At 74.0% G+C, this 21,750-nt stretch carries 20 protein-coding genes; 8 read left to right on the forward strand and 12 right to left on the reverse strand.

The window, feature by feature from the left end; genetic code table 11:
* Window positions 1-128: 128 nt before the first annotated feature.
* Window positions 129-1,295: a serine hydrolase domain-containing protein gene (locus ACSU53_RS22425; RefSeq protein ID WP_437030359.1), complete on the reverse strand. Its 1,167-nt coding sequence runs from the start codon at window positions 1,293-1,295 to the stop codon at window positions 129-131.
* Window positions 1,296-1,598: 303 nt separating this feature from the next.
* On the opposite strand from ACSU53_RS22425, the gene ACSU53_RS22430 reads away from it, so the two are divergent.
* Window positions 1,599-2,330, forward strand: a complete 732-nt coding sequence (locus ACSU53_RS22430; RefSeq protein WP_437030362.1) for a PhzF family phenazine biosynthesis protein — start codon at window positions 1,599-1,601, stop codon at window positions 2,328-2,330.
* A 119-nt stretch (window positions 2,331-2,449) separates the two neighbouring features.
* Window positions 2,450-2,641 carry a hypothetical protein gene (locus tag ACSU53_RS22435; protein WP_362089198.1) on the forward strand — a complete coding sequence of 64 codons (192 nt, stop codon included), beginning with the start codon at window positions 2,450-2,452 and terminating at the stop codon, window positions 2,639-2,641.
* Window positions 2,642-2,713: 72 nt separating this feature from the next.
* On the opposite strand, the gene ACSU53_RS22440 is transcribed toward ACSU53_RS22435, so the two are convergent.
* Window positions 2,714-3,361: a heme oxygenase (biliverdin-producing) gene (locus tag ACSU53_RS22440; RefSeq protein WP_437030364.1), complete on the reverse strand. Its 648-nt coding sequence runs from the start codon at window positions 3,359-3,361 to the stop codon at window positions 2,714-2,716.
* Window positions 3,362-3,516: 155 nt separating this feature from the next.
* Window positions 3,517-4,374 (reverse strand): type I methionyl aminopeptidase, encoded by an 858-nt coding sequence (gene map / locus ACSU53_RS22445; protein ID WP_437030367.1) that lies wholly within the window; start codon window positions 4,372-4,374, stop codon window positions 3,517-3,519.
* 60 nt (window positions 4,375-4,434) lie between these two features.
* Here map and ACSU53_RS22450 point away from each other — a divergent pair, with 60 nt between their 5' ends.
* Window positions 4,435-4,665: a hypothetical protein gene (locus ACSU53_RS22450; protein ID WP_437030369.1), complete on the forward strand. Its 231-nt coding sequence runs from the start codon at window positions 4,435-4,437 to the stop codon at window positions 4,663-4,665.
* Window positions 4,666-4,820: 155 nt separating this feature from the next.
* Here ACSU53_RS22450 and ACSU53_RS22455 read toward each other — a convergent pair whose 3' ends face one another.
* Window positions 4,821-5,423: a hypothetical protein gene (locus ACSU53_RS22455; protein WP_437030371.1), complete on the reverse strand. Its 603-nt coding sequence runs from the start codon at window positions 5,421-5,423 to the stop codon at window positions 4,821-4,823.
* A gap of 151 nt (window positions 5,424-5,574) precedes the next feature.
* Between ACSU53_RS22455 and npdG the strand changes: the two genes are divergently transcribed.
* Both npdG and ACSU53_RS22465 read left to right on the forward strand, forming a co-directional pair.
* Window positions 5,575-6,300, forward strand: coding sequence for an NADPH-dependent F420 reductase (npdG, locus tag ACSU53_RS22460; protein WP_437030373.1), 726 nt, complete (start codon window positions 5,575-5,577; stop codon window positions 6,298-6,300).
* A gap of 75 nt (window positions 6,301-6,375) precedes the next feature.
* Window positions 6,376-6,567, forward strand: a complete 192-nt coding sequence (locus tag ACSU53_RS22465) for a hypothetical protein (protein WP_437030375.1) — start codon at window positions 6,376-6,378, stop codon at window positions 6,565-6,567.
* Here ACSU53_RS22465 and ACSU53_RS22470 read toward each other — a convergent pair.
* Window positions 6,557-7,357: a site-2 protease family protein gene (locus ACSU53_RS22470; RefSeq protein WP_437030377.1), complete on the reverse strand. Its 801-nt coding sequence runs from the start codon at window positions 7,355-7,357 to the stop codon at window positions 6,557-6,559. The two genes, ACSU53_RS22465 and ACSU53_RS22470, sit on opposite strands and share 11 nt — an antisense overlap.
* A 304-nt stretch (window positions 7,358-7,661) precedes the next feature.
* On the opposite strand from ACSU53_RS22470, the gene ACSU53_RS22475 reads away from it, so the two are divergent.
* Window positions 7,662-11,126 (forward strand): AfsR/SARP family transcriptional regulator, encoded by a 3,465-nt coding sequence (locus tag ACSU53_RS22475; RefSeq protein ID WP_437030379.1) that lies wholly within the window; start codon window positions 7,662-7,664, stop codon window positions 11,124-11,126.
* Window positions 11,127-11,236: 110 nt separating this feature from the next.
* Here ACSU53_RS22475 and ACSU53_RS22480 read toward each other — a convergent pair whose 3' ends face one another.
* From ACSU53_RS22480 to panB, 3 genes are all read right to left on the reverse strand, one after another.
* A complete protein-coding gene (locus ACSU53_RS22480; protein WP_437030381.1) occupies window positions 11,237-12,079 on the reverse strand; it encodes an ABC transporter permease in 843 nt (280 codons plus the stop codon).
* Window positions 12,076-13,104, reverse strand: a complete 1,029-nt coding sequence (locus ACSU53_RS22485; protein ID WP_437030383.1) for an ATP-binding cassette domain-containing protein — start codon at window positions 13,102-13,104, stop codon at window positions 12,076-12,078. Before ACSU53_RS22485 ends, ACSU53_RS22480 begins: the two co-directional genes overlap by 4 nt.
* A gap of 448 nt (window positions 13,105-13,552) precedes the next feature.
* On the reverse strand, window positions 13,553-14,428 hold the full coding sequence (gene panB / locus ACSU53_RS22490) for a 3-methyl-2-oxobutanoate hydroxymethyltransferase (protein WP_437030385.1): 876 nt from the start codon (window positions 14,426-14,428) through the stop codon (window positions 13,553-13,555).
* A gap of 544 nt (window positions 14,429-14,972) precedes the next feature.
* On the opposite strand from panB, the gene ACSU53_RS22495 reads away from it, so the two are divergent.
* The gene (locus ACSU53_RS22495; protein WP_437030386.1) at window positions 14,973-16,028 is read left to right on the forward strand and encodes an endonuclease/exonuclease/phosphatase family protein; all 1,056 of its coding nucleotides are present in this window, start codon (window positions 14,973-14,975) and stop codon (window positions 16,026-16,028) included.
* 275 nt (window positions 16,029-16,303) lie between these two features.
* On the opposite strand, the gene ACSU53_RS22500 is transcribed toward ACSU53_RS22495, so the two are convergent.
* The 3 genes from ACSU53_RS22500 to ACSU53_RS22510 all read right to left on the reverse strand — a co-directional run bounded on the left by ACSU53_RS22500 (window position 16,304) and on the right by ACSU53_RS22510 (window position 19,531).
* On the reverse strand, window positions 16,304-18,070 hold the full coding sequence (locus tag ACSU53_RS22500) for an NAD+ synthase (protein ID WP_437030388.1): 1,767 nt from the start codon (window positions 18,068-18,070) through the stop codon (window positions 16,304-16,306).
* Between the two features lie 175 nt (window positions 18,071-18,245).
* Window positions 18,246-18,866 carry a DUF305 domain-containing protein gene (locus ACSU53_RS22505; protein WP_437030390.1) on the reverse strand — a complete coding sequence of 207 codons (621 nt, stop codon included), beginning with the start codon at window positions 18,864-18,866 and terminating at the stop codon, window positions 18,246-18,248.
* On the reverse strand, window positions 18,863-19,531 hold the full coding sequence (locus ACSU53_RS22510) for a DUF3105 domain-containing protein (RefSeq protein ID WP_437030391.1): 669 nt from the start codon (window positions 19,529-19,531) through the stop codon (window positions 18,863-18,865). Before ACSU53_RS22510 ends, ACSU53_RS22505 begins: the two co-directional genes overlap by 4 nt.
* 364 nt (window positions 19,532-19,895) lie before the next feature.
* On the opposite strand from ACSU53_RS22510, the gene ACSU53_RS22515 reads away from it, so the two are divergent.
* A complete protein-coding gene (locus ACSU53_RS22515) occupies window positions 19,896-20,354 on the forward strand; it encodes an RrF2 family transcriptional regulator (protein ID WP_437030393.1) in 459 nt (152 codons plus the stop codon).
* Between the two features lie 114 nt (window positions 20,355-20,468).
* Here the strand turns inward: ACSU53_RS22515 and ACSU53_RS22520 are convergent, their stop codons facing one another.
* Window positions 20,469-21,656: a globin domain-containing protein gene (locus ACSU53_RS22520; protein WP_437030395.1), complete on the reverse strand. Its 1,188-nt coding sequence runs from the start codon at window positions 21,654-21,656 to the stop codon at window positions 20,469-20,471.
* Window positions 21,657-21,750: the final 94 nt, after the last annotated feature.

Consider the following 21,750-nt stretch of genomic DNA (forward strand, 5'->3'; position numbering starts at 1 on the left):
TCGTTCCGGTGTCCGCGCCGGCGCCGTGCTCCCGCGCTGACACCGTGCTCCCCACGGTGTCGCGTCGCCGCGTTGCCGTGCTCCCCGCGTCCCTGCCTTCCGGCTCCCGAGTGCCCGCGGAGGGGGCCTCAGCTGTCGAAGGCCGGCAGGGCGAAGCGGGCGACGAGGGGGAAGCCGTCCTCGCGGGCGCTCTTGGCGTTGACCGAGTACACCACCGTCCGGGACAGGTCCCGGGTGGCGGCCACCACCGTGTGGTAGCCCGGGCGGGAACCCGTCTTGCCCCAGATCTCCCGGCCGTTGTGCACGTAGCGCTCGAACGCCATGCCGTAGGTCGCCCCGTCGATCCGCGGCACGGTGAGCATCTGGTCCAGCAACCGCCGGGGCACCACCTCGCCCCGGAACAGACCGACCACGAGGCGTTCGAGGTCGGCGGTCGTGGAGATCATGTCCCCGGCCGCCCAGCGGTCGGACATGTTCCACTCGGTGACGTCGGTGGTCCGGCCGCCGATGTCGGCGTAGGCGCGGTGGTGGGGGCCGCGGATGCGCGGGTCGGGCCCGCCGGGGAATCCGGTGTGCCGCATGCCCAGGGGACGGAAGATCCGTGCGGCGGCCTGGTGTTCGTAGCGGTCTCCGGTCACCTTCTCGATCAGCAGACCGAGCACCGTGTAGTGGATGTTCCGGTACTCCTGGCGCTCGCCCGGCTCATGGGCCGGTCCCTTGGCGACCGCTGTGGCCACCACCCGCTCCGGAGTGAGGGTCCGGAACCGGTGCGGGTACATCTCCTCCGTGGTGGACCCGAGGTCGGCGCCCGGCCGCAGGCCGCTGGTGTAGGTGAGCAGGTGCCGCACGGTCGGCGGCTCGGTGAAGGACGGCGGCAGCAGGCCGGGCAGGTAGCGCGTCACGGGGGCGTCGAGGTGGACGCGCCCCTCGGCGACCAGTTGCAGCACGATGGCCGCGGTGACCACCTTGGTCGTCGACCCGGCCCGGAAACGGGCGTGCGCCAGCGCCGGGGCGCCCGTCCGCAGGTCCCGCACGCCGGCGGTGCCGGTCCAGCGGCCCTGGCCGCCGACCCGGACCAGGGCGGCGGAGATGTCACCGTCGGGCAGCCCGGTGAGCGCCTTCTCCAGGGCGGAGCCGTCGAAGTCCCCGGTGCCCCGGACGGCGGCGGACGCCCCGGGGGCGGGCTGGGCGGTGGCCGTCCCGGTGAGGGGGACGAGGAGCAGCGCGGGGGCGAGTAACGCGGACGTGACGGCGAGACGGGTGTGTCGGGCGCGTCGGGTGCGGACGGGGCTCATACGAGGCTCCTGGGGTCGGTCGGTCGGAAGGAAGGAAGGAAGAAAGGAAGGAGGAAGGAGGAAGGGGTCGGAACAGGGACCATCCTGGTGATCACCGCAGACCGCGGGATCCTGCGCGGTGACGAGAGCCGACCCCCACGGCCCCCTGAAGCCCCGCCCCGCCTTCTCGGGGTCATCCCCGGCACGCGACCCCGAGAGATGCGGGCACGCGACCCCGAGGGACGCGGGCACGCGGCCCCGAGGGCGGGGCGGTGCGGCGGACCGGGGAGAGGGCGGGAGGCGACCGGTGCTTGAATGCGTCGCGTGACTGACTACGACGTGCTGCGTGTCTTCTGCGGGCCCCGTGGCGAGTACGGCGACGAGGTCGGCGTCGTGCGCAACGGATCGTTGCTGCCCGAGGACGGTGAGAGGCAGGCGCTCGCCGTGAAACTCGGCTTCGGCCGGACCGTGTTCGTCGACGACCCCGAGCGCGGGGTGATCGACATCCGGACACCGGCCGGGCGCCCGTCCTTCACGGGCACGCCCTGCGTCGGCGCCGCCTGGCTGCTCGACGTACCCGAACTCACCACGGACGCCGGCGTGATGGGCGCGCGGCAGGACGGGGAGTTCTGCTGGATCGAGGCGCGGGCCGAGTGGGCGCCCCGGTACACCCTGCGCCAGTACGCGTCCGCCGCCGAGGTCGACGGGCTGGCGGTGCCGTCGATCGGGGCGGACGAGCCGCCTTTGTACGCCTGGGCCTGGGAGGACGAGCCGGGCGGCCGGGTCCGGGCCCGCGCCTTCACCCACCGCGACGAGGGACCGGGCCCCGACCCGGCCGCCCGGCTCGGGGACCCGGAAGGGGCCGCCGACGCGGGGGACACCGGGGGCGCCCCGACGGCCGTGGAGGAGGAGGCGACGGGCGCGGCGGCGATGCTGCTCACGGAGCGGTTGGGGCGGGCCCTGAACATCACCCAGGGGACCGGCTCCCAGCTTCTGACCGCGCCGCAGCCGCACGGGTGGACGGAGGTCGGCGGACGGGTCCTGCTGGAGCGCTGACCCGCCGGGAGCCACCGGTCGGGGCACACCGGCGCGTCCGTCCGGGTGGAAAGGTGTGTGTGGGCGGCGGTGAACGGGGACCACTGGGCGTGATCACTCACCCTCCCGAGAGGAACCCCATGCGCATCCGATCCGCCCTGGCCGTGGCCGTCCTGGCCGCCGCGCTGACCACCGGTGGCGTGGCCACGGCGAACGCGTCCGACCACCGGTCCGGCGACGACCACGCCACGTGCAGCCCGTACTTCGGCGAGATCGAGACGGACACCGCCGAGCTCGAGTGGGGCGGCGCGAACTGCCACGGCTTCTTCTGAGCCGCTCCCGACGGGCCCCCGCGCACGGTGCGCGGGGGCCCGTTCGCGTTCCGGCGCCGCCGCCCGCGCGGGCTACGCCGACAGCGGGAACTCCTCGCCCAGGGCCCGGAAGACGTCCGTGTTCAGGGAGAAGGCGCGCTTGCACTCGGTGACGATGCGCTGCTTCTCCAGGTCGTCCACCGGCACGGCGTCCAGCAGCTCGCGGTAGGACCGCTTGAAGGCGGCGGGGTTGCCGATCTCCTCGAAGACGTAGAACCGGACCCCGTCGCCCTTCTTGGCGAAGCCCCAGGTCTTCTCGGCCTTGTCGCGGATGATCTGACCGCCGGAGAGGTCACCCAGGTAGCGGGTGTAGTGGTGGGCGACGTAGCCCGCCGGCCAGTCCCGCACGCAGGTGGCGACCCGCTCCGCGTACGCGCGGGTGGCGGGCAGCGCGGTGAGACCGGAACGCCAGTCGGGGCCGCGCAGGTGCGCCAGGTCCCGCTCCAGCGACGGCAGCCGCATCAGCTCGGGGCGGATGAAGGGTCCGGCCACCGGGTCCGACGCCAGACCGGGGGCGCCGGACTCCAGGGCCTCGTAGACGAACCAGAGCTGTTCGGTGTAGCGCGCGTACGCGTCCACGCCCAGGCGGCCGCCCAGCAGGTCGCTCATGAACGTGGAGGTCTCCGCCTCCACGTGCTGCTCGTGCGACGCGGTGCGGATCAGGGTCGAGAAGGAGTCCATGAGTCCCGATCTTCTATGGTTAGGCTTACCTAAGTCAATACGTTGCCGACAGGTTGTCGGCATCTGCCGCCGACCACCCTCCTACCCACCCCGGCCACGAAAGAAGCCCGCCCTCCGAAGAGGGCGGGCTTCCATGTCCCAGCGGTCTCGGGCGGCTACGGCAGCGTCAGGATGTCCGCGCCGGTGCCGGTCACCACCAGGGTGTGCTCGAACTGTGCGGTGCGCTTACGGTCCTTGGTCACGACCGTCCAGCCGTCGTCCCACAGGTCGTACTCGTGGGTCCCCAGCGTCAGCATCGGCTCGATGGTGAACGTCATCCCCGGCTGCATGACCGTCGTCGCCTGCGGACTGTCGTAGTGCGGGACGATCAGCCCCGAGTGGAACGAGGTGTTGATGCCGTGCCCGGTGAAGTCCCGCACCACCCCGTAGCCGAACCGCTTGGCGTAGGACTCGATCACCCGGCCGATGATGTTGATCTGCCGACCCGGCTTGACCGCCTTGATCGCCCGGTTCAGCGCCTCCCGCGTGCGCTCCACCAGCAGCCGGCTCTCCTCGTCGACGTCGCCCACCAGGTACGTGGCGTTGTTGTCGCCGTGCACCCCGCCGATGTACGCCGTCACGTCGAGGTTGACGATGTCGCCGTCGCGCAGCACCGTCGAGTCCGGGATGCCGTGGCAGATCACCTCGTTGACCGACGTGCACAGCGACTTCGGGAAGCCGCGGTAGCCCAGCGTCGACGGGTAGGCGCCGTGGTCGCACAGGAACTCGTGCGCCACCCGGTCCAGCTCGTCCGTGGTCACCCCGGGCGCGATGTGCCGGGCCGCCTCCGCCATGGCCTGCGCGGCGATCCGCCCGGCGGTCCGCATCGCCTCGACGGTCTCGGGCGTCTGCACCTCCGGCCCGGTGTACGGCGTCGGGGCGGGCTTGCCGACGTACTCGGGACGACGGATGTTTCCGGGTACGGAACGGGTGGGGGACAGCTCCCCTGGGACGAGCAGCGACTGGCCAGACATGCCGGCGAGTCTAATTCAGCGCCGACGGGGGACCATCTTCCGAGGCGAAAGGAGCCGGTCATGCCCCTGTTCAAGAAGCGGACCGCCGGAAAACCGGGCGAGTGGTACTACTGCCTGGAGCACGGGAAGGTCGAGGAGGGCCCCGACTGCCCCGGCAAGGACCGCTTCGGTCCGTATGCCAGTCCGGACGAGGCACAGCGGGCCATGGAGACCGCCCGCGAGCGCAACCTCGAGTGGGAGAACGACCCGAGGTGGCACGACGCCGAGGAGCGCGAGCGCGACAACGAGTGAGACGGGCGGGACGGACGCGGCGGACGGTCCGGGACGGACGCGGCGGACGGTCCGGGACGGCGGACCGGTGCCCGCCTCCCGCACCGGAAGGGACGGCGGACCGGAGTCGGCCTCCCGCACCGGAAGGGCCCGCGGAGCCGAGTGCCGTCCCGCCGTCACCAGCGGGGCGGTGGGGGAGCGGTCAGCAGGTCCGCCAGCCGGGACAGCCGGTCGCGGAAGCGGCGCTGCCCGCGCGGGGCCGGCAGCGCGTTCTCCCCGGCCGCGGCGCTGACCAGGTGCTGCACGGTGTCCAGGTCCAGCTCCGCCCCCTCCGGGACGGCCAGCGTCTCGTGCGCGGTCCCCGGCAGCTCACCCCCGCCGGGGCCCAGCGCCAGCACCGTCGCCCCGGCCCGCCGGGCGTCCGACACCCGCTCCAGCAGCGGAGCGCCCGGATCCCCGGGCGCCACCACCAGCACCGTCTCCCCCCGGCGGGCCGCCGACAGCCGGCCCGGCCCCACCGCCAGGTGGGCCGGGTCCGTGGACCGCGCACCGTGCCGCACCAGCGTCGGCGCCAGCTCCGGGGTGCCCGACCAGGCCGCCTCGTCCACCAGGTGCGCCGCCAGGTGCCACGGCTCGTACGTCCGCGTCCCCACCAGCAGCAGCCCGCCCCCGTGGGACACCACCGACCCCCGCAGGACCCCCGCGAAGCGCCGGGTGGCGCCCAGCCACTCGGTCCCGGCGAGCACTTCCCGCAGCAGCGCGACCCGTACCGCATCCATGCGGCGCATCCTGCGCCAACCCGGCCGCCGCCGCCCGGTGTTCGGTGCGGGTTCACCCGACCGGGCAGGCCGGGCCGGTTCCGTCCGTCCCCTCCCGTGACGGCGCTCACGTGCGTCCGGTACGGCCCCGCCCCGGACGTAGAGTCGGGCCATGACCACTACCGACAGCGCACAGCAGCCCACCGGGGGCGCCGCGAAGGCCCCCGCCAAGGACCCCTGGGACCTGCCCGACGTCTCCGGGCTCGTCGTCGGCGTGCTCGGCGGCACCGGGCCGCAGGGCAAGGGCCTCGCCTTCCGCCTCGCCAAGGCGGGCCAGAAGGTGATCATCGGCTCCCGCGCCGCCGAGCGTGCCGTGGCCGCCGCCGAGGAACTCGGGCACGGCGTCGAGGGGGCCGACAACGCCGAGACGGCCCGCCGCAGCGACATCGTGATCGTCGCCGTGCCCTGGGACGGCCACGGCAAGACGCTGGAGTCCCTGCGCGAGGAACTCTCCGGCAAGCTGGTCGTCGACTGCGTCAACCCGCTCGGCTTCGACAAGAAGGGCGCCTACGCGCTGAAGCCGGAGGAGGGCAGCGCCGCCGAGCAGGCCGCCGCGCTGCTCCCGGACTCCCGCGTCACCGCCGCCTTCCACCACCTGTCCGCCGTGCTCCTGCAGGACCCGGAGATCGACGCCATCGACACCGACGTGATGGTGCTCGGCGAGGTCCGCGCCGACGTGGAGATCGTCCAGGCGCTGGCCGGCCGGATCCCCGGCATGCGGGGCATCTACGCGGGACGGCTGCGCAACGCCCACCAGGTCGAGTCCCTGGTCGCCAACCTGATCTCCGTCAACCGGCGCTACAAGGCGCACGCGGGGCTCCGCGTCACCGACGTGTGACCCGATGGGGGACACTGGACGGTGCAGGCAGTGCCTGTGAACCAACCGCAGTGTCCCCCGACAGGAGCCCGCCCCATGCCCCGTCTCGCCCTCTACGCCCTCGCCGTCTGTGTGCTCGCCGCCGTCGCGGCCGTCGTCTCCTTCGTGCGCGGCGGCGTCTTCGTGGGCATCGTGTGGGTGCTGCTCATGGGCCTGTCGTCCAACATGGCCTGGTACTACCTCCGGCGCGGCCGCGCCGCCCGGGAGGACGGCCCCGTCACCGGCTGACCGAACAGAAGGTGTCGGTCTCCTGCCAGAACCGGTAGAGGTTCTGGCCGCAGTACGTCTCCAGGTCGCTGATGCCCAGCGCCGACAGGATCCCGTCGACGGCGTCGAAGAACGCCCCGTTCAGTGCGGGCAGCCACAGCAGCGCGAACACGAACAACAGACCGAACGGCGCGAACGGCTCCACCTGCCGGCGCACGCCGTGCGACAGCCACGGCTCGATGACGCCGTAGCCGTCCAGTCCCGGCACCGGCAGGAAGTTCAGGATCGCGGCCGTGACCTGCAGCAGTGCGAGGAAGGCCAGGGCGAACCGGAAGTCGGCCGGGACGCCGTCCAGCGCGTCCAGCCAGAACGGCGCCGTGCACACCACCGCGAACAGCACGTTCGTCAGCGGCCCCACCGCCGAGATCAGGCTGTGCCGCCAGCGGCCCCGGATCCGCCCGCGCTCGATGAAGACCGCCCCGCCGGGCAGACCGATCCCGCCCATGATCACGAAGGCCACCGGGAGCACGATGCTCAGCAGGGCGTGGGTGTACTTCACCGGGTTCAGTGTGAGGTAGCCCTTCGCGGCGATCGAGATGTCGCCGCTGTGCAGGGCGGTGCGGGCGTGCGCGTACTCGTGCAGGCACAGCGAGACGACCCAGGCGGCCGTGACGAACAGGAAGACGGCGACACCGGGGCGCGCGGCGAACCCCGTCCAGGTGGCCCAGCCCGCCACCGCGGTCACGGCGAGGATGCCCAGGAAGACGGGACTGATCCGCCGGTCGCGGGGGCGGATGCTGGTGGCGGTCATGGAGCTCCCTGGACTGGCCGGACCGGTCGCCGCGGGCGGGCGGGCTGACGCTACCGGACTGGACGGAGTGGACTGGACTGGACGGACTGAGCGGACGGGACGGGCCGGGGGGAACGGCCGGGCGGGGCGGCACGGCCGGGCGGCCGCGCCGCGGGGGCGGACGGCTCACGCGCCACGCGCGCCGTACCGCGCGCCGCACCGGGGGCCGACCGTACCCGCCGCACCGGAAAACGTCTCGCGCGGGCCGCCGGTTCCGGGAAGGGTGGGCCGGGGCGCCGCATCGCGGCCGGAACGACCGGAGACAATGAACCACGTGCGCTACCGCATCCTCGGCACCACCCAGGCCCTTCGCGCCGACGGCACCGTCGTCCCGGTCGGCGGGGCACGCCTGCGCGCCCTGCTGACCGTGCTGGCCCTCCGCGCCGGGCGGACCGTCCCGGTGGGTGAGCTGGTCGACGGGGTCTGGGACGGCGATCCGCCCGCCGACGCCACCGGGGCGCTCCAGGCCCTGGTCGGGCGGCTGCGCCGGGTCCTCGGCGCCGACACGGTGGCCTCCGCCGACGGTGGCTACCGGCTCGCCGCCGCGCCCGACGACGTCGACCTGCACCGGTTCGAGCGGCTGGCCGCGGAGGGCCTGCGGGCGCTGGCCGACGGCGACCCGGCCAAGGCGGGGACGGTCCTCGACGACGCCCTCGCCCTGTGGCACGGCCCCGCCCTCGCCGACCTGCCCGACCGCACGGCGCAGGCGGCCCGCGCCGACACCCGGCGCCTGGACGCGCTGCGAGCCCGGCACACCGCCGCGCTGGCCGTCGGCGAAGCCGAGCGCTCCCTGCCCGAGCTGATCGCCCTCTGCGGCGCCCATCCCCTGGACGAGCCCCTCCAGGCCCTGCGGCTGCGCGCCCTGCGCGACACCGGCCGCACCGCCGAGGCGCTGGCCGCCTACGAGGACGTGCGACGCCTGCTCGCCGACCGGCTCGGCTCCGACCCCGGAGCGGAACTGCGGTCCCTGCACGCACAGTTGCTGAACCCGGAACAGGACGGGGCGCCGGGCCGGGGCCCGAAGGGGCCGACCGGGCCGGCTCCCTCCGGTGATCCCTCCGGTACCCCGGCCTCCCGTCCCACCCGCGCCCCGGCCCTGTCACCTGCCCCGTCGCCGTCGCCGTCACCGGCACCGTTCAACGGGCCGGGTCCGGCCTCCGACCGGGCCCGCGAGGCGCGGCAGGGGGCCGCCGCAGTGGACCGGACGGCGCGCCGCGGCAACCTGCGGGCCCGGCTCACCTCCTTCGTCGGCCGGGAGGCCGACATCGAGGCCATCCGCCACGACCTGGGGGCCGCCCGGCTGGTCACCCTGCTCGGACCGGGCGGATCGGGCAAGACGCGCCTGTCGCAGGAGGCCGCCGAAACCGTGCGCGCGACCGTCCCGGACGGCGTGTGGCTGGCCGAACTCGCCCCCGTGGACGACCCCGACGCGGTCCCCGAGGCCGTGCTCACCGCCGTCGGCGCCCGGGAGACCGTCCTGTTCGGGGCCGGAGCGGAGGGCATGCGGGCGGTCTCCGACCGGCCCGACGACCCGGTGGAGCGTCTCGCCGAGCACTGCGGCCGGCGCCGCATGCTGCTGATCCTGGACAACTGCGAGCACGTCGTGGCGGCGGCGGCCCGGCTCGCCGAGACGCTGCTGGAACGCTGCCCCGGACTCACCGTGCTCGCCACCAGCCGCGAACCCCTCGGCGTGCCCGGGGAGTTGATCCGCCCGGTCGAGCCGCTCCCGGAACCGGTCGCACTGCGGCTGCTCGCCGACCGCGGCGCGGCGGCCCGCCCCGGATTCCGGGTGTCGGACGACCCCGACGCCTGCGCCGAGATCTGCCGGCGGCTCGACGGCATGCCGCTCGCCGTCGAACTCGCCGCCGCCCGGCTGCGGATGCTCACCCCGCGCCAGATCGCCGACCGGCTCGACGACCGCTTCCGCCTGCTCACCTCCGGCAGCCGGACCGTGCGTCCCCGTCAGCAGACCCTGCGGGCCGTCGTCGACTGGTCCTGGGAGCTGCTCGACGCGGACGAACGGGACGTCCTGGGACGGCTGTCGGTGTTCGCGGGCGGCTGCGACCTGACCGCCGCCGAGGCGGTGTGCGGACCGGTCGCCCTGGAGGCGCTCGGCTCCCTCGTCGACAAGTCCCTCGTGGTGGCCGCCCCGGCGGGCGACGGCGAGATGCGCTACCGGCTGCTGGAGACCGTCGCCGAGTACGCGCGCGAACGCCTGGACGAGAGCGGCGCGCGCGCCGACGCCGAACGCGCCCACCTGACGTACTACCGCGAACTCGCGCGCACCACCGACCTGTTGCTGCGCGGGCCGCAGCAACTCACCGCCGTCGAACGGCTGGAACGCGAGTACGAGAACGTCCGCACCGCCCTGCGCCACGCCATCACCCTGCGCGACGAACAGGAGGCCCTGTGCCTGCTGCTGTCGCTGGTCTGGTACTGGCAGATGCGCGACCTGCGCATCGAGGCCCGCACCTGGTGCCGCGAGGTCATGGCTCTCGGCCCGGACCCGTTCACCGAACCGGTGCGCCCGGCCGAGGCGGTGTGGGAGCGCCCCACCGACGCGCCCCCGCCGATGAGCGGCGAACTCCTCGCCGAGGCCCGGCGCGGCGTCCACCTGGCGCACCTCGCCTGCATGGACACCGAGCTGGACGACTGGCAGAGTCCGCAGGCCCGGCGCAGGCTGCGGATCGTCGCCGCGACCTACCGGCCCGGCCTGCCGCAGGTCTGCCGCCTGCCCGGTATCTTCTGGTCCTTCGCGGTGATGCTCACCGGTGACCTGGACCGCCTCCACGAGGTCGTCGACGCGGCGGTGGAGACCTGCCGGACGACGCCCGGCTTCGAGTGGGAGCTGGCCGCCAACCTCCAGATGCGGGCCAACCTGCTCGCCAACCGCCGGGACCGGGCGGACGAGGCACGGGCCGACGCGGAGGAGGCACTGGCGATCACCAGCCGCCTCGGCGACACCTGGGGCGTGGCCGAGGCCCTCGCCGCGCGCGGCGAGGCGTACGAGGGCTCCGGTGCCTTCCGGGAGGCCGCGGCGGACTTCGAGGCGGCGATCGAGCGGGCCGAGCGCCTCGGCGCCCCCGCCCAGATGGCGGTGCTGACCGCCCGGCTGGGACACGTCCTGCTGGAGGCGGGTGACGCCGAACGCGGTGAACGGCTGCTGCGCGGGGTCATCGCGGACAGGCAGCACTGCGGCCACAACGAGGCGATGCCCGCAGCGCGGCTGTTCCTGGCCGCCTGGCTCGGCATGACCGGCCGCACGGGCGAGGCGCGGGAGCACCTGCGCGCGATGCGCGAGGAGTTCCGCATCGCGCACTACGTGGTGTTCGACGCGATCATCCTCGGCGCCGAGGCCTGGCTGGAGGAGGCCGACGGCCGGTACCGGGAGGCCCTCACCGTGACCCGCAGGGCCCTGGAGCGGGCCGGTGACCCGCTCTCCTCGGCGGTGGCGCCGCATCTGCGGCCGGCCCAGCTGACCACGGGCGCCGCCGCGCTGGCGGGCGCCCACGGCGTCGGCCGGGCCCGGGACGCCGCCCGCTGCCTCGGGGCCGCCGACGCCGGGCTGCCGTCCGGTCACCTGACCTCCGGCGCGGACCGCATGATGCGCGAGCGGGCGGAGCGGCGCATCCGGGCCCTCCTCGGCGACGACGACGCGTACGCCGCGGCGTACGCGGAGGGCGGCGGCCTCACGCTGGACGAAGCCGCCGCCCTGCTGGGGCCCGGGTGACCGGTTCCGGACACGCGGCCGGACCGCCGTCCACGCCCCGGGCCCGGCGGCCCCAGGGCCCGGGGGCCCGCCGGGAGGACGTGGCCGCCGAGCCCTGTGCGCGCCGAACGTCAGGTCTTCGTACGGAACTTGTGGATCGCGACCGGCGCCATCACCGCCGTGATGCCCACCGACCAGGCCAGCGTCAGCCACAGGTCGTGCGCCACCGGGCCGCCCACCATCAGCCCGCGGGCCGCGTCGGCCAGCGAGGACAACGGGTTGTAGGCGGTGAAGTTCTGCAGCCACCCGGGCATCGACTCCACGGGTGCGAAGATCGACGAACCGAACTGGAGCGGCATCAGCACCAGGAAGCCCATGCCCTGCACCGACTGGGCGTTCTTCATCACCACGCCCAGCGTGAGGAAGATCCACATCAGGGCCGAGCCGAACACCACGGACAGCCCCACCGCGGCGAACAGCCCCGCCCAGCGGGTGATGTCGAACCCGACGAGCACCCCGACCACCAGGAGGATGGTCGTCGCGATCAGCATCCGCACCAGTTCGACCGCGATCTTGGCGAACAGCACGGACCCCCGGCCGATCGGCAGCGAGCGGAAGCGGTCCATGACCCCGGTGTTGAAGTCCTGGTTGAAGCCGGTGCCCACCCCCTGGGCCATGTTCATGCCCATCATGGCCATGAGTCCGGGCACGATGTACTGCACGTAGGCGTCCTGCCCACCGCCCAGCGACTGCCCGATCGACCCGCCGAAGACGTACACGAACAGCAGGGTGAAGACGATCGGGAACAGCACGGCGTCGAACATCGACTCCGGGTCCTGGCGGATCCACAGCAGGTTGCGGCGCACCAGGGCACCGGTGTGCCGCAGGTGGGCCCGCAGCGGGATGCGCGCGTCGCCTCCGGCGTCGGCGGCCTGGGTGGCCTCGGCGGAGGGGACAACGGTGGCGGCACTCATACGGCGACGGCCTCCTCGGGCGTCTCGGCGGGCGCGGAGTCCTCGCCGGCACCGGCCCGGTGGCCGGTGAGGGACAGGAACACCTCGTCCAGGCTGGGCAGTTCGGTGGTGAGGGAGCTGAGCGTGATCCCGCGCGCGGTGACCGCTCCCACCACGGCGGTCAGCTGCTCGTCGCTGAGCACGGGGACGAGGACCGCCCCGCCCTCGGCGTCGACGGCCGTGCCGGCCAGGCCGGTGATGCCCAGCTCGTCCAGGGCGCCGGCCAGCGGACGCAGCTGCAGCGGGTCGGCCGGCCGGATGCGCAGCGTTCGTCCGCCCACCCGGGCCTTCAGCCGCTCGATGCCGCCGCTCGCGATGACCTTGCCCCGGTCCACCACGGTCAGTTCGTCGGCGAGCTGCTCGGCCTCCTCCATGTACTGGGTGGTGAGCAGCACCGTCACCCCGTCCGTGACCAGCCGCCGCACCTCGTCCCACACCTCGTTGCGGGTGCGCGGGTCCAGCCCGGTGGTCGGCTCGTCCAGGAACAGCACCGCCGGCCGGCCGATCATCGAGGCGGCCAGGTCCAGGCGCCGCCGCATGCCGCCGGAGTAGGTGGCCGCCGGGCGGCGGGCCGCCTCCGTCAGCGAGAACCGTTCCAGCAGCGCGTCGGCCCGGCCCCGCGCCTCCTTGCGCGGCAGATCGAGCAGCCGGCCGATCAGGTACAGGTTCTCCCGGCCGGAGAGCTTCTCGTCCACCGAGGCGTACTGGCCGGTCAGCCCGATCATCCGGCGCAGCTGCCGCGGCTGCCGGACCACGTCGATCCCGGCGACCGAGGCGCGGCCGGAGGTCGGGGCGAGCAGGGTGGAGAGGATGCGGACCAGGGTGGTCTTGCCCGCGCCGTTCGGCCCGAGCACCCCCATCACGGTGCCCTCGCGCACGTCCAGGTCGACGCCGTCCAGCGCCTTCGTGGCACCGTAGTGCTTGACCAGCCCCCGTACGGTGACGGCGCTGCCCGCGCCCCGCGGGTCGTTGTCGATTCGCTTCATGCCCCCGACGCTGTCAGCCGCCGCCGACATATCGCCGACAGGCCGCCGACAGCCGGCCCCCGCCGCCGGCCGGCCGCCGACACTCCGCCGACAGGCCGCCGACAGGCCGCCCCTCGCCCGCCGACCGCACCGCACACCGTGCACGCGCGGGCACCCGCCGTGCATCTGCCCTGTGCTCGCCGTGCGCCCGCTGTCGTCCGCTGTCACCCGTCGCCGCCCCCGTCCTCCCGATCCCGCTCCGTCCGCGCGCGGAAAGGCGGCAGCCCGCCGACGGGGGAGGATCGGCGGGCTGCCGCGGTGGTGCCGGGATGGTCCTGGGGTCCGGCCGGAGGGCCGGACGGATCGACGGCCGGTGTCGGAGCGGACGCCGGGCCGGGCCGGTGGTCCCGGCGGGGTCACCGGGACCGGGTCGGTGGTCCCGGCAGCGGGCACCGGGACCGTGGGCGGGTCAGTGGACGGAGTGCTCCTCCTGCGGGAACGTTCCGCCGACCACGTCCTCGGCGAACGCCTTCGCCGCGCCGGTCATCACCGCGCGCAGGTCGGCGTACTGCTTCACGAACTTCGGCACCCGGCCGCCGGTCAGTCCCAGCATGTCCGTCCACACCAGGACCTGTGCGTCCGTCTGAGGGCCCGCGCCGATCCCGACGGTCGGGATGTGCAGCGTCCGGGTCACCTCGGCGGCCAGCTCGGCCGGGACCAGCTCCAGCACCACCGCGAAGGCACCGGCGTCCTGCACGGCCTTGGCGTCGCGCAGCAGCTGCTGCGCCGCCTCCTCGCCGCGGCCCTGCACGCGGTAGCCCATCGCGTTCACGGACTGCGGGGTCAGGCCGATGTGGGCCATCACCGGGATGCCCGACTCGACCAGCAGCTCGATCTGCCGGTGCGAGCGCTCGCCGCCCTCCAGCTTCACGGCGCCCACCCCGGCCTCCTTCACCAGCCGGGTGGCCGAGCGCAGCGCCTGCACCGGACCCTCCTGGTACGTGCCGAAGGGCAGGTCGGCCACGATCAGCGCACGGCTCGTGCCGCGCACCACGGCGGCGGACAGCATGGTCATCTGGTCGAGCGTGACCGGCACCGTGGTGTCGTAGCCCAGGTGGCAGTTGCCCGCCGAGTCGCCGACCAGCATGACGGGGATGCCGGCCTCGTCGAAGACCGAGGCGGTCATCGCGTCGTAGGCGGTGAGCATGGGCCACTTCTCGCCGCGTTCCTTGGCGAGGGCGATGTCGCGGACGGTGATGCGGCGGGTGCCCTTGCCCCCGTACAGCGCTTTGTTTCCGCCGGAGGAGCCCGTCGCAGGCGTCTGGGCAGCCGAGAGCTGCGTCATGGTGATGTCTCCCAACACGTCGTCTCGAGGCGCCCTGACGGCGTCCCCGGATCGTTTTCCATGGTGGCACTTCGACCGGGGCGACACCAGGGGAGGCACGGCGGGTTTCCCCCGGCCGCCGGACCGGCCTTCGGGGCACGGTCCGTGGAGCGCACGGCCCGTGAGGCCGTCGGGGCGGACGGTGACCGGCGGTTGCCCGGGGGCCCCGGGGGGTGAGCGAGGGGGACGCGGTGCGCAAGGTGCCGGCGGTCGCAAGAGCACGGCAAGGGCACGGCAAGTGCACGGCGAGGGCGTGGCGAGGACATGGCAAGGACACTGGGCCCCGCCCCGCGGTCCCCGCCAGACGGAGACCGGACCGCGGCATATGTGCGCGTTCGGTCACAGAGCGCACTCCGGAGTGCCCGTCCTGGAACTCCCCGAGCGGCCGCGTACGTCCTCGCCCCCGTACGGCCGTCGCAGGACGGCGGGAAAGGAACCGATCATCCCCTAGGGTTCGTACGGACACGGGGGAGTCGGTGTGCACAGCGGGTTGTGAGGCGACGGTATGGCGCAGCAGGCGTACATGACGGAGACGGACCACGGCGGCTCGGGGCCCGAGCGCCGGACAACCCGGCTTCAGCGCCTGTTCGCCCGGCTGAGCAGAGGCTGGCGGGGGGACCCCCGCACCTGGCGCCGGGGCCTCGTCCTCGCCGCCTGCGCGGTGCTGCTGGCCCTGGTCATGGTGGCCCACGCGCAGATCCCCAACCGGATCGGCAACTTCGGCAGTCTGGTGGAGACCTTCCTGCCGTGGGTGGGCCTGTTCATCCCCGTGCTGCTGGTGCTCGCCCTGATCCGCAGGTCGGCGACGGCGCTCGTCGCGGTGCTGCTGCCGGCGGTCGTCTGGCTGAACCTCTTCGGCGGCCTCGTCACCGACAAGACCACCAAGGGCGGCGAACTCACGGTCGCCACCCACAACGTCAACGCGCAGAACCCGGACCCGGAGGGCACCGCCCGGGACGTGGCGGCCGCGGGCGCGGACATCCTGGCGCTGGAGGAGCTGAAGGCCTCGGCGGTGCCGGTCTACGAGAAGGCGCTGGCGTCGACGTACGAGTACCACGAGGTGGTCGGCACGGTCGGGCTGTGGAGCAAGTACCCGCTGACCGACGTGCGGGCCGTCGACATCCGGCTGGGCTGGAAGCGCGCGATGCGCGCGACCGTGGACTCCTCCGCCGGACCGGTCGCCGTCTACGTCGCCCATCTGCCGTCGGTGCGGGTCAAGATGGAGGCCGGCTTCACCGCGCACCAGCGCGACCGGAGCGCCGACGCGCTGGGCGAGGCCATCTCCCGCGAGCCCCTGGAGAACGTCGTCCTGCTCGGCGACCTGAACGGCACCATGAACGACCGCGCCCTCAACGCCGTGACCTCGCAGATGCGTTCCACCCAGGGGGCCGTGGGCAGCGGGTTCGGCTTCAGCTGGCCGGCGTCCTTCCCGATGGCCCGCATCGACCAGATCATGGTCAAGGGCGCCGAGCCGACCACCTCGTGGACCCTCCCCAGGACGGCGAGCGACCACCTCCCGATCGCGGCCCGCGTGAAGCTGGCACCGTCCTCCGGGGGCTGATGCCGGCGGAACGGCCGGACGGCCGGACGGCCGGACAGCCCGAACAGCCGGACGGCGTCGGACGTCGGTGAACGGCGAACGGTCCGCCCCGGTGAGGGACGGACCGTTCGGTCGTGGTCACGGTGGTCACGGTCACGGTCACGGACACGGACACGGCCGGCCGCGCCGAGGCGGCCGACGGGGCCCGCACACGGAACCCGTGCCGGGCCCGCTGCGGCCCGCGACCGCGGACCGCGACCCCGGGCCCGCGGGCGGCGGGAGCGGTCCGCCGACGGTCAGCCCGCCTCGGGGGCCTGCTCCCGCCAGCCGCTGGTCAGGGGAAGACGGCGGTCCTTGCCGAAGCCCTTCGGCGAGATCTTCGTGCCCGGCGGGTACTGGCGGCGCTTGTACTCCGCGCGGTCCACCATCCGCAGCGTCTTGGCCACCAACTCCGCGTCGTAACCGGCCGCGACGATCTCGTCGGCGCCCCGGTCGCGGTCCACGTACAGCTCCAGGATCGCGTCCAGCACCGGGTAGTCCGGCAGGGAGTCGGTGTCGACCTGCCCCGGCCGCAGTTCCGCGCTGGGCGGCTTGGAGATGGAGTTCTCCGGGATGGGCGGGGTCTGGCCGCGCTCCAGGGCCGCCCGGTTGCGCCATTCGGCCAGCCGGAACACCGACGTCTTGTACACGTCCTTGATGGGACCGTAGGCACCCACCGAGTCGCCGTACAGCGTCGAATAGCCCACCGCCAGCTCCGACTTGTTGCCGGGCGCGAGCACGATGTGCCCCTCCTGGTTGGAGACCGCCATCAGCACCACGCCGCGCAGCCGTGACTGGAGGTTCTCCTCGGCCAGCCCGGTCAGCTCCAGCGACCCCATGTACGCGTCGAACATCGGCTCGATGGCCACGGTGCGGTAGTTGAGCCCGGTCCGCCGCGCCAGTTCCGCGGCGTCGTCGCGGGAGTGATCGGAGGAGTACTTCGACGGCATCGACAGGCCGTACACGTTCTCCGCGCCCACCGCGTCGCAGGCGATCGCCGCGACCAGCGCCGAGTCGATGCCGCCGGACAGCCCGATCACCACGGACCGGAAGCCGTTCTTGACGACGTACGCCCGCAGCCCCACCACCAGCGCGGAGTACACCTCCTCGTCGTCGTCCAGCCGGGCCGCCTGTGAGCCGGTGTGCTCCGGCTCGTAGGCGGGCAGCGGCTCCTCGGACAGGACGACCCGGTCGATCCGCAGCCCGTCGTCGACGATCCCGGTGGGCGCCCCGGCGTCGGCCGCGGGCAGGTCCAGGTCGATGACGGCACAGCTCTCGGTGAACTGCGGCGCACGGGCCAGGACCTCGCCGTCACGGTCGACGACGATGGAGTCCCCGTCGAAGACCAGGTCGTCCTGGCCGCCCGTCAGTGCCAGGTAGGCGGTGGTGCAACCGGCCTCCTGGGCGCGCTTGCGCACCAGCTCCAGCCGCGTGTCGTCCTTGTTCCGCTCGTACGGCGAGGCGTTGACGGAGAGCAGCAGCCCGGCCCGCGCCGAGCGGGCGGCCGGCACGCGGCCCCCGTCCTGCCACAGGTCCTCGCAGATGGCGAGGGCGATGTCCACGCCGTGCAGCCGCAGCACGGGCAGCGTGTCACCGGGCACGAAGTAGCGGAACTCGTCGAACACGCCGTAGTTGGGCAGGTGGTGCTTGGCGAAGCTCAGCACGACCTCCCCGCGGTGCAGCACCGCGGCGGCGTTCTGCGGCGCTCCGGCCGGCTGCCCGTACTTGGGCTGGGCGACGGCACTGCGGTCGAGGTAGCCGACGACCACCGGGAGTTCGCCGAAGCCCTCCTCGGCGAGGCGCGCGGCGAGGGAGCGCAGGGCCGCGCGGGAGGCCTCGACGAAGGACGACCGGAGGGCGAGATCCTCGACGGGATACCCGGTCAGCGCCATCTCCGGGAACGCCACCAGGTGCGCTCCCTGCTCGGCGGAGTGCCGGGTCCAGCGGACGATCGTTTCGGCGTTGCCGGTGAGGTCACCGACACGGGAGTCGATCTGATTCATGGCGAGGCGTAGTTGAGGCACGCCGTCCAGTGTAATCGTCAGAGCGACGCGATGTGGAAGGGGAAACGGCGGAACGCGCACCGCCGACCGCCCGGCCGCCGCCCCCGCCCGGCCGTGGTCCCGCCGGGGCCGCCGGCCTGCTGGTGCCGTCCCGTCCGGCCACCGTACGGGTGGGGCCGCCCGCCCCCTCACCGGGTCAGCGGGGCGCCGCTCCCCGCTCCCGCAGCATCCCGGCCATCAGCTCGATCTCCGACCGCTGCGCCTCCACCATGCCCCTGGCCAGGCGTTTCTCCACGGCGACCTCGCACCTGCTGACACAGCCCTCGGCCATGTGGACCCCGCCCTCGTGGTGGTCCGTCATGAGCTGGAGGAAGAAGACCTCGGCCTGCTTCCCGTTCAGCCTCCCGAGCCGTTCCATCTCCGCGCGGGTGGCCATGCCGGGCATCAACGCCCCGTCCTCCCCGCCCGCCGCCCGGTCGCCCATGCCCATCCACGTCATCGGCGGATCGGCGGACACCTTCGGCAGCTCCCACAGGTCCAGCCAGCCGAGCATCATCCCGCGCTGGTTGGCCTGCGTCTGGGCGATGTCGTAGGCGAGCCGGCGGACCTCCTCGTCGTCCGTCCGGTCCCGGACGACGTACGACATCTCGACGGCCTGCTGGTGGTGCACGGCCATGTCCCGGGCGAACCCGGCGTCCGCGGAGCCGGCGGACGGGACCCGGTCCGCCCCCTGGTCGCCGGCGACCGCGTACGTCAGCGCCCCGGTCCCGACGAGCGCGAGCGCCGAGGCCGCCGCGATCAGGCCGTACGTCCTCACCGGCCGATCCCGCCCGTGCAGGCGGCCCCCGGCTCCGGGGTCTGCGGGCCCTGCACGAACTTCTCGAAGAACGCGTCGAGGGCGGGGTCGTCCGCCCCCGTGACGGTGCGCTGGTGCCCCCACGCCGACAGCATGACCGGGTCCTTCTGGTCGTCGACGGGGCTCATCAGCGTGTACGGGGTCTTCCTCACCTTGGCCGCCAGCGCCTTCACCTCCGCGTCGTCGGCCGCGGAGCTGTAGGTGACCCAGACCGCGCCGTGCTCCAGCGAGTGCACGGCGTTGGTCTCGCGGATCTCCTGGTCGTACACGTCGCCGTTGCAGTTCATCCAGACCGGGTTGTGGTCACCGCCGACCGGGGGCCGGACGGGGTAGTCGACCGCCTGCGTGACGTGGTTGCGGCCCAGCGTCCCCTCCCAGGTCCGCACGCCGTCCTTTCCGGTGACGAACCGGCCGGCGTTCTTCCCGTCGCCGCCCCCGGCGGTGGCGCCGCCGTCGTCGGACTGCGACCGGAGCACGAACACCCCGCCGACGACGAGCCCCGCGGCGACCACCGCACTTGCCGCGACCGTGAGGACGCGGTTGCGGCGCGCGCGGGCCTGCTCCGCCCGGCGCATCTCCTCTATGCGTGCCGTGCGTGCCGCGTTGCTCTTCTCGGCGGAGCCCATGGGGGTGCCCTTCGGGGTCTGTGGGACAAACGGGTGAGCAGATCGTAATGGTGCGGGAGGGGGAGGCGTAGGGGCCGTGAACCGGCCCCGCCCGGCCCGCCCGGCCCGGCCCGCCCGCCGCGTCTGCCGCGGGCGGTGCCGGGCGGGACGCCGGCCGGTCGCTGGGGAGGAGCGCGCCAGCCGGGTGCCCGGGCGGGACGCCAGCCGGATGAACGGGAGGGAGTCCAGCCGGACGCCAGGGACGGGCAAGAGCCGGACGCCGCGCCCACACCCCGCGCCGCGCCCATGCTGCCCGGATCCCGTTCGGCTTCCGGTCCCGTCCGAATAGTTGAATGCCGGATGCACATTACCTAGGGTCGACCTCATGCGGCTGCTGCGCTCCACCGACCTGGCCCTGCGGGTCCTCATGCGCCTCGCCGTGGCCGGTTCCACCACGCCCACCACGCGTCAGGTCGCGGAGGCCATGGACGTGCCCTACACGCACGCCGCGAAGGTCGTCGCCGAACTGCAGCACATGGGTCTGCTCACCGCCCGCCGCGGCCGGGGCGGCGGGCTGACCGTCACGGAGCGAGGCCGCACGGCCTCGGTCGGCGCCCTGGTGCGCACCTTCGAGGGGGAGGGCGAGGTCGTCGACTGCGAGGGCGTCGCGACCGGCGCGCCCTGCCCGCTGAGCCCCGCCTGCGGACTGCGCGGCGCGCTGCGCCGGGCCCAGGAGGCGTTCTTCGCCACCCTGGACCCGCTCACCGTCGCGGACCTCGTCGCCGGCCCGACGGGCCCCCTCCTGCTGGACCTCACCCCGAAGCCCCGCCAGGGACCCGCCTGACTCCGGCCGGCCGCCTCACGCACCGTTCCCCGCCGCTCCCCCGGCTCCCCCGGCCCGGTTCGCCCCCGGAGGACGCCGTCCGCGCCGTCCGGGATCACCCGGAAGCGGCCGGTGCTACGCAGCGGCCGCCAGCCACAGGTCCGGCCCGAACACCTCGTAGTGGATGTCGGCCGGGGCGACGCCCTTGCGGATCAGCTGCTCCCGCACCGTCCGCATGAAGGGCAGCGGCCCGCACAGGTACGCGCGGGTGCCCGACGCGACCGGCACCCGGCTGAGGTCGACGTAGCCGGTGCCCGCCCCGGCCGGGGCGTCCTGCTCGTACCAGAAGTGCACCGCCGCGTCCGGCAGCTTCGCCGCGTACGCCTCGTGGTCGGTGCGCAGCGCGTGGTCGGCGGGGGAGCGGTCGCCGTGCACGACGGTGACCGGGGCGCGGTGGCCGGTCTCGGCCAGGTGGGCGAGCATCGCGGTCATCGGCGTGACCCCGATCCCGGCGGAGGCGAGCAGCAGGGGCGTGTCGCCGTCGGCGTCGAGCACCAGGTCGCCGTAGGCCTCGGACAGTTCGACGACGTCACCGGCCCGGACGTGCGCGTACAGGTGCCCGGAGACCTCGCCGTCGGGCGCCGAGCCGTCGCGGACCCGCTTGACGCTGAACTGCCGCTCGTCCGGGGCGGGCGCGCCGGACAGGCTGTACTGGCGTATCTGCCGCGCGCCGTCGGGCAGGGGCACCCGGACGGAGACGTACTGGCCGGGGCGGAAGGGACGGACCGGGCCGCCGTCCGCCGGGCGCAGCCGGAAGGTGACCACGTCGGCGGTCTCGGCGACCCGCGCGACGACCTCCCAGGGCCGCCACCCCGGCCCGCCCTGCTCCTCGTACAGCCGCTTCTCGAGGGCGATGAGGGCGTTCGCCATCAGCCAGTAGACCTCGTCCCACGCGGCCGCGACCTCCGGTGTGACGGCCTCGCCCAGCACGTCGGCGATGGCCGCGAACAGGTGCTCGTGGACGATCTCGTACTGGTCCGGGGTGACTCCGAGGGAGGCGTGCTTGTGCGCGATGCGCCCGAGCATGGCGTCCGGCCGCTCGTCGGGGCGCTCCAGCAGGTGCGTGGCGAACGCCGCGATGGACCCGGCGAGGGCCTGGCGCTGGGTGCCGGCGGCCTGGTTGCCGCGGTTGAACAGGTCGCGCAGCAGTTCCGGACGGGCGGCGAACATCCCGGCGTAGAACCGCTCGGTGATCTCGCCCAGGGCGGCGCCCACGGCGGGAAGCGTGGCACGGATGGTGGCAGCGGACTGCACGGACAGCATCAGGTCTCCTCTGCATCGACTGTCTGCGTGTCCCATTAAACTTGCATCGGAAATACCAATTACGCGGGGGGTGGGTTGCGGGCCCTCGGACGGT

Source organism: Streptomyces sp. enrichment culture (assembly GCF_964273255.1).
GTDB lineage: Bacteria > Actinomycetota > Actinomycetes > Streptomycetales > Streptomycetaceae > Streptomyces.

Bases quoted from the DNA above. Each gene is read 5' to 3' on its own strand.
- ACSU53_RS22425 (WP_437030359.1), bottom strand. From the start codon at position 1,295: ATGAGCCCCGTCCGCACCCGACGCGCCCGACACACCCGTCTCGCCGTC.
- ACSU53_RS22435 (WP_362089198.1), top strand. From the start codon at position 2,450: ATGCGCATCCGATCCGCCCTGGCCGTGGCCGTCCTGGCCGCCGCGCTG.
- ACSU53_RS22440 (WP_437030364.1), bottom strand. From the start codon at position 3,361: ATGGACTCCTTCTCGACCCTGATCCGCACCGCGTCGCACGAGCAGCAC.
- map (WP_437030367.1), bottom strand. From the start codon at position 4,374: ATGTCTGGCCAGTCGCTGCTCGTCCCAGGGGAGCTGTCCCCCACCCGT.
- ACSU53_RS22450 (WP_437030369.1), top strand. From the start codon at position 4,435: ATGCCCCTGTTCAAGAAGCGGACCGCCGGAAAACCGGGCGAGTGGTAC.
- ACSU53_RS22455 (WP_437030371.1), bottom strand. From the start codon at position 5,423: ATGGATGCGGTACGGGTCGCGCTGCTGCGGGAAGTGCTCGCCGGGACC.
- npdG (WP_437030373.1), top strand. From the start codon at position 5,575: ATGACCACTACCGACAGCGCACAGCAGCCCACCGGGGGCGCCGCGAAG.
- ACSU53_RS22465 (WP_437030375.1), top strand. From the start codon at position 6,376: ATGCCCCGTCTCGCCCTCTACGCCCTCGCCGTCTGTGTGCTCGCCGCC.
- ACSU53_RS22470 (WP_437030377.1), bottom strand. From the start codon at position 7,357: ATGACCGCCACCAGCATCCGCCCCCGCGACCGGCGGATCAGTCCCGTC.
- ACSU53_RS22475 (WP_437030379.1), top strand. From the start codon at position 7,662: ATGAACCACGTGCGCTACCGCATCCTCGGCACCACCCAGGCCCTTCGC.
- ACSU53_RS22480 (WP_437030381.1), bottom strand. From the start codon at position 12,079: ATGAGTGCCGCCACCGTTGTCCCCTCCGCCGAGGCCACCCAGGCCGCC.
- ACSU53_RS22485 (WP_437030383.1), bottom strand. From the start codon at position 13,104: ATGAAGCGAATCGACAACGACCCGCGGGGCGCGGGCAGCGCCGTCACC.
- panB (WP_437030385.1), bottom strand. From the start codon at position 14,428: ATGACGCAGCTCTCGGCTGCCCAGACGCCTGCGACGGGCTCCTCCGGC.
- ACSU53_RS22495 (WP_437030386.1), top strand. From the start codon at position 14,973: ATGGCGCAGCAGGCGTACATGACGGAGACGGACCACGGCGGCTCGGGG.
- ACSU53_RS22510 (WP_437030391.1), bottom strand. From the start codon at position 19,531: ATGGGCTCCGCCGAGAAGAGCAACGCGGCACGCACGGCACGCATAGAG.
- ACSU53_RS22515 (WP_437030393.1), top strand. From the start codon at position 19,896: ATGCGGCTGCTGCGCTCCACCGACCTGGCCCTGCGGGTCCTCATGCGC.
- ACSU53_RS22520 (WP_437030395.1), bottom strand. From the start codon at position 21,656: ATGCTGTCCGTGCAGTCCGCTGCCACCATCCGTGCCACGCTTCCCGCC.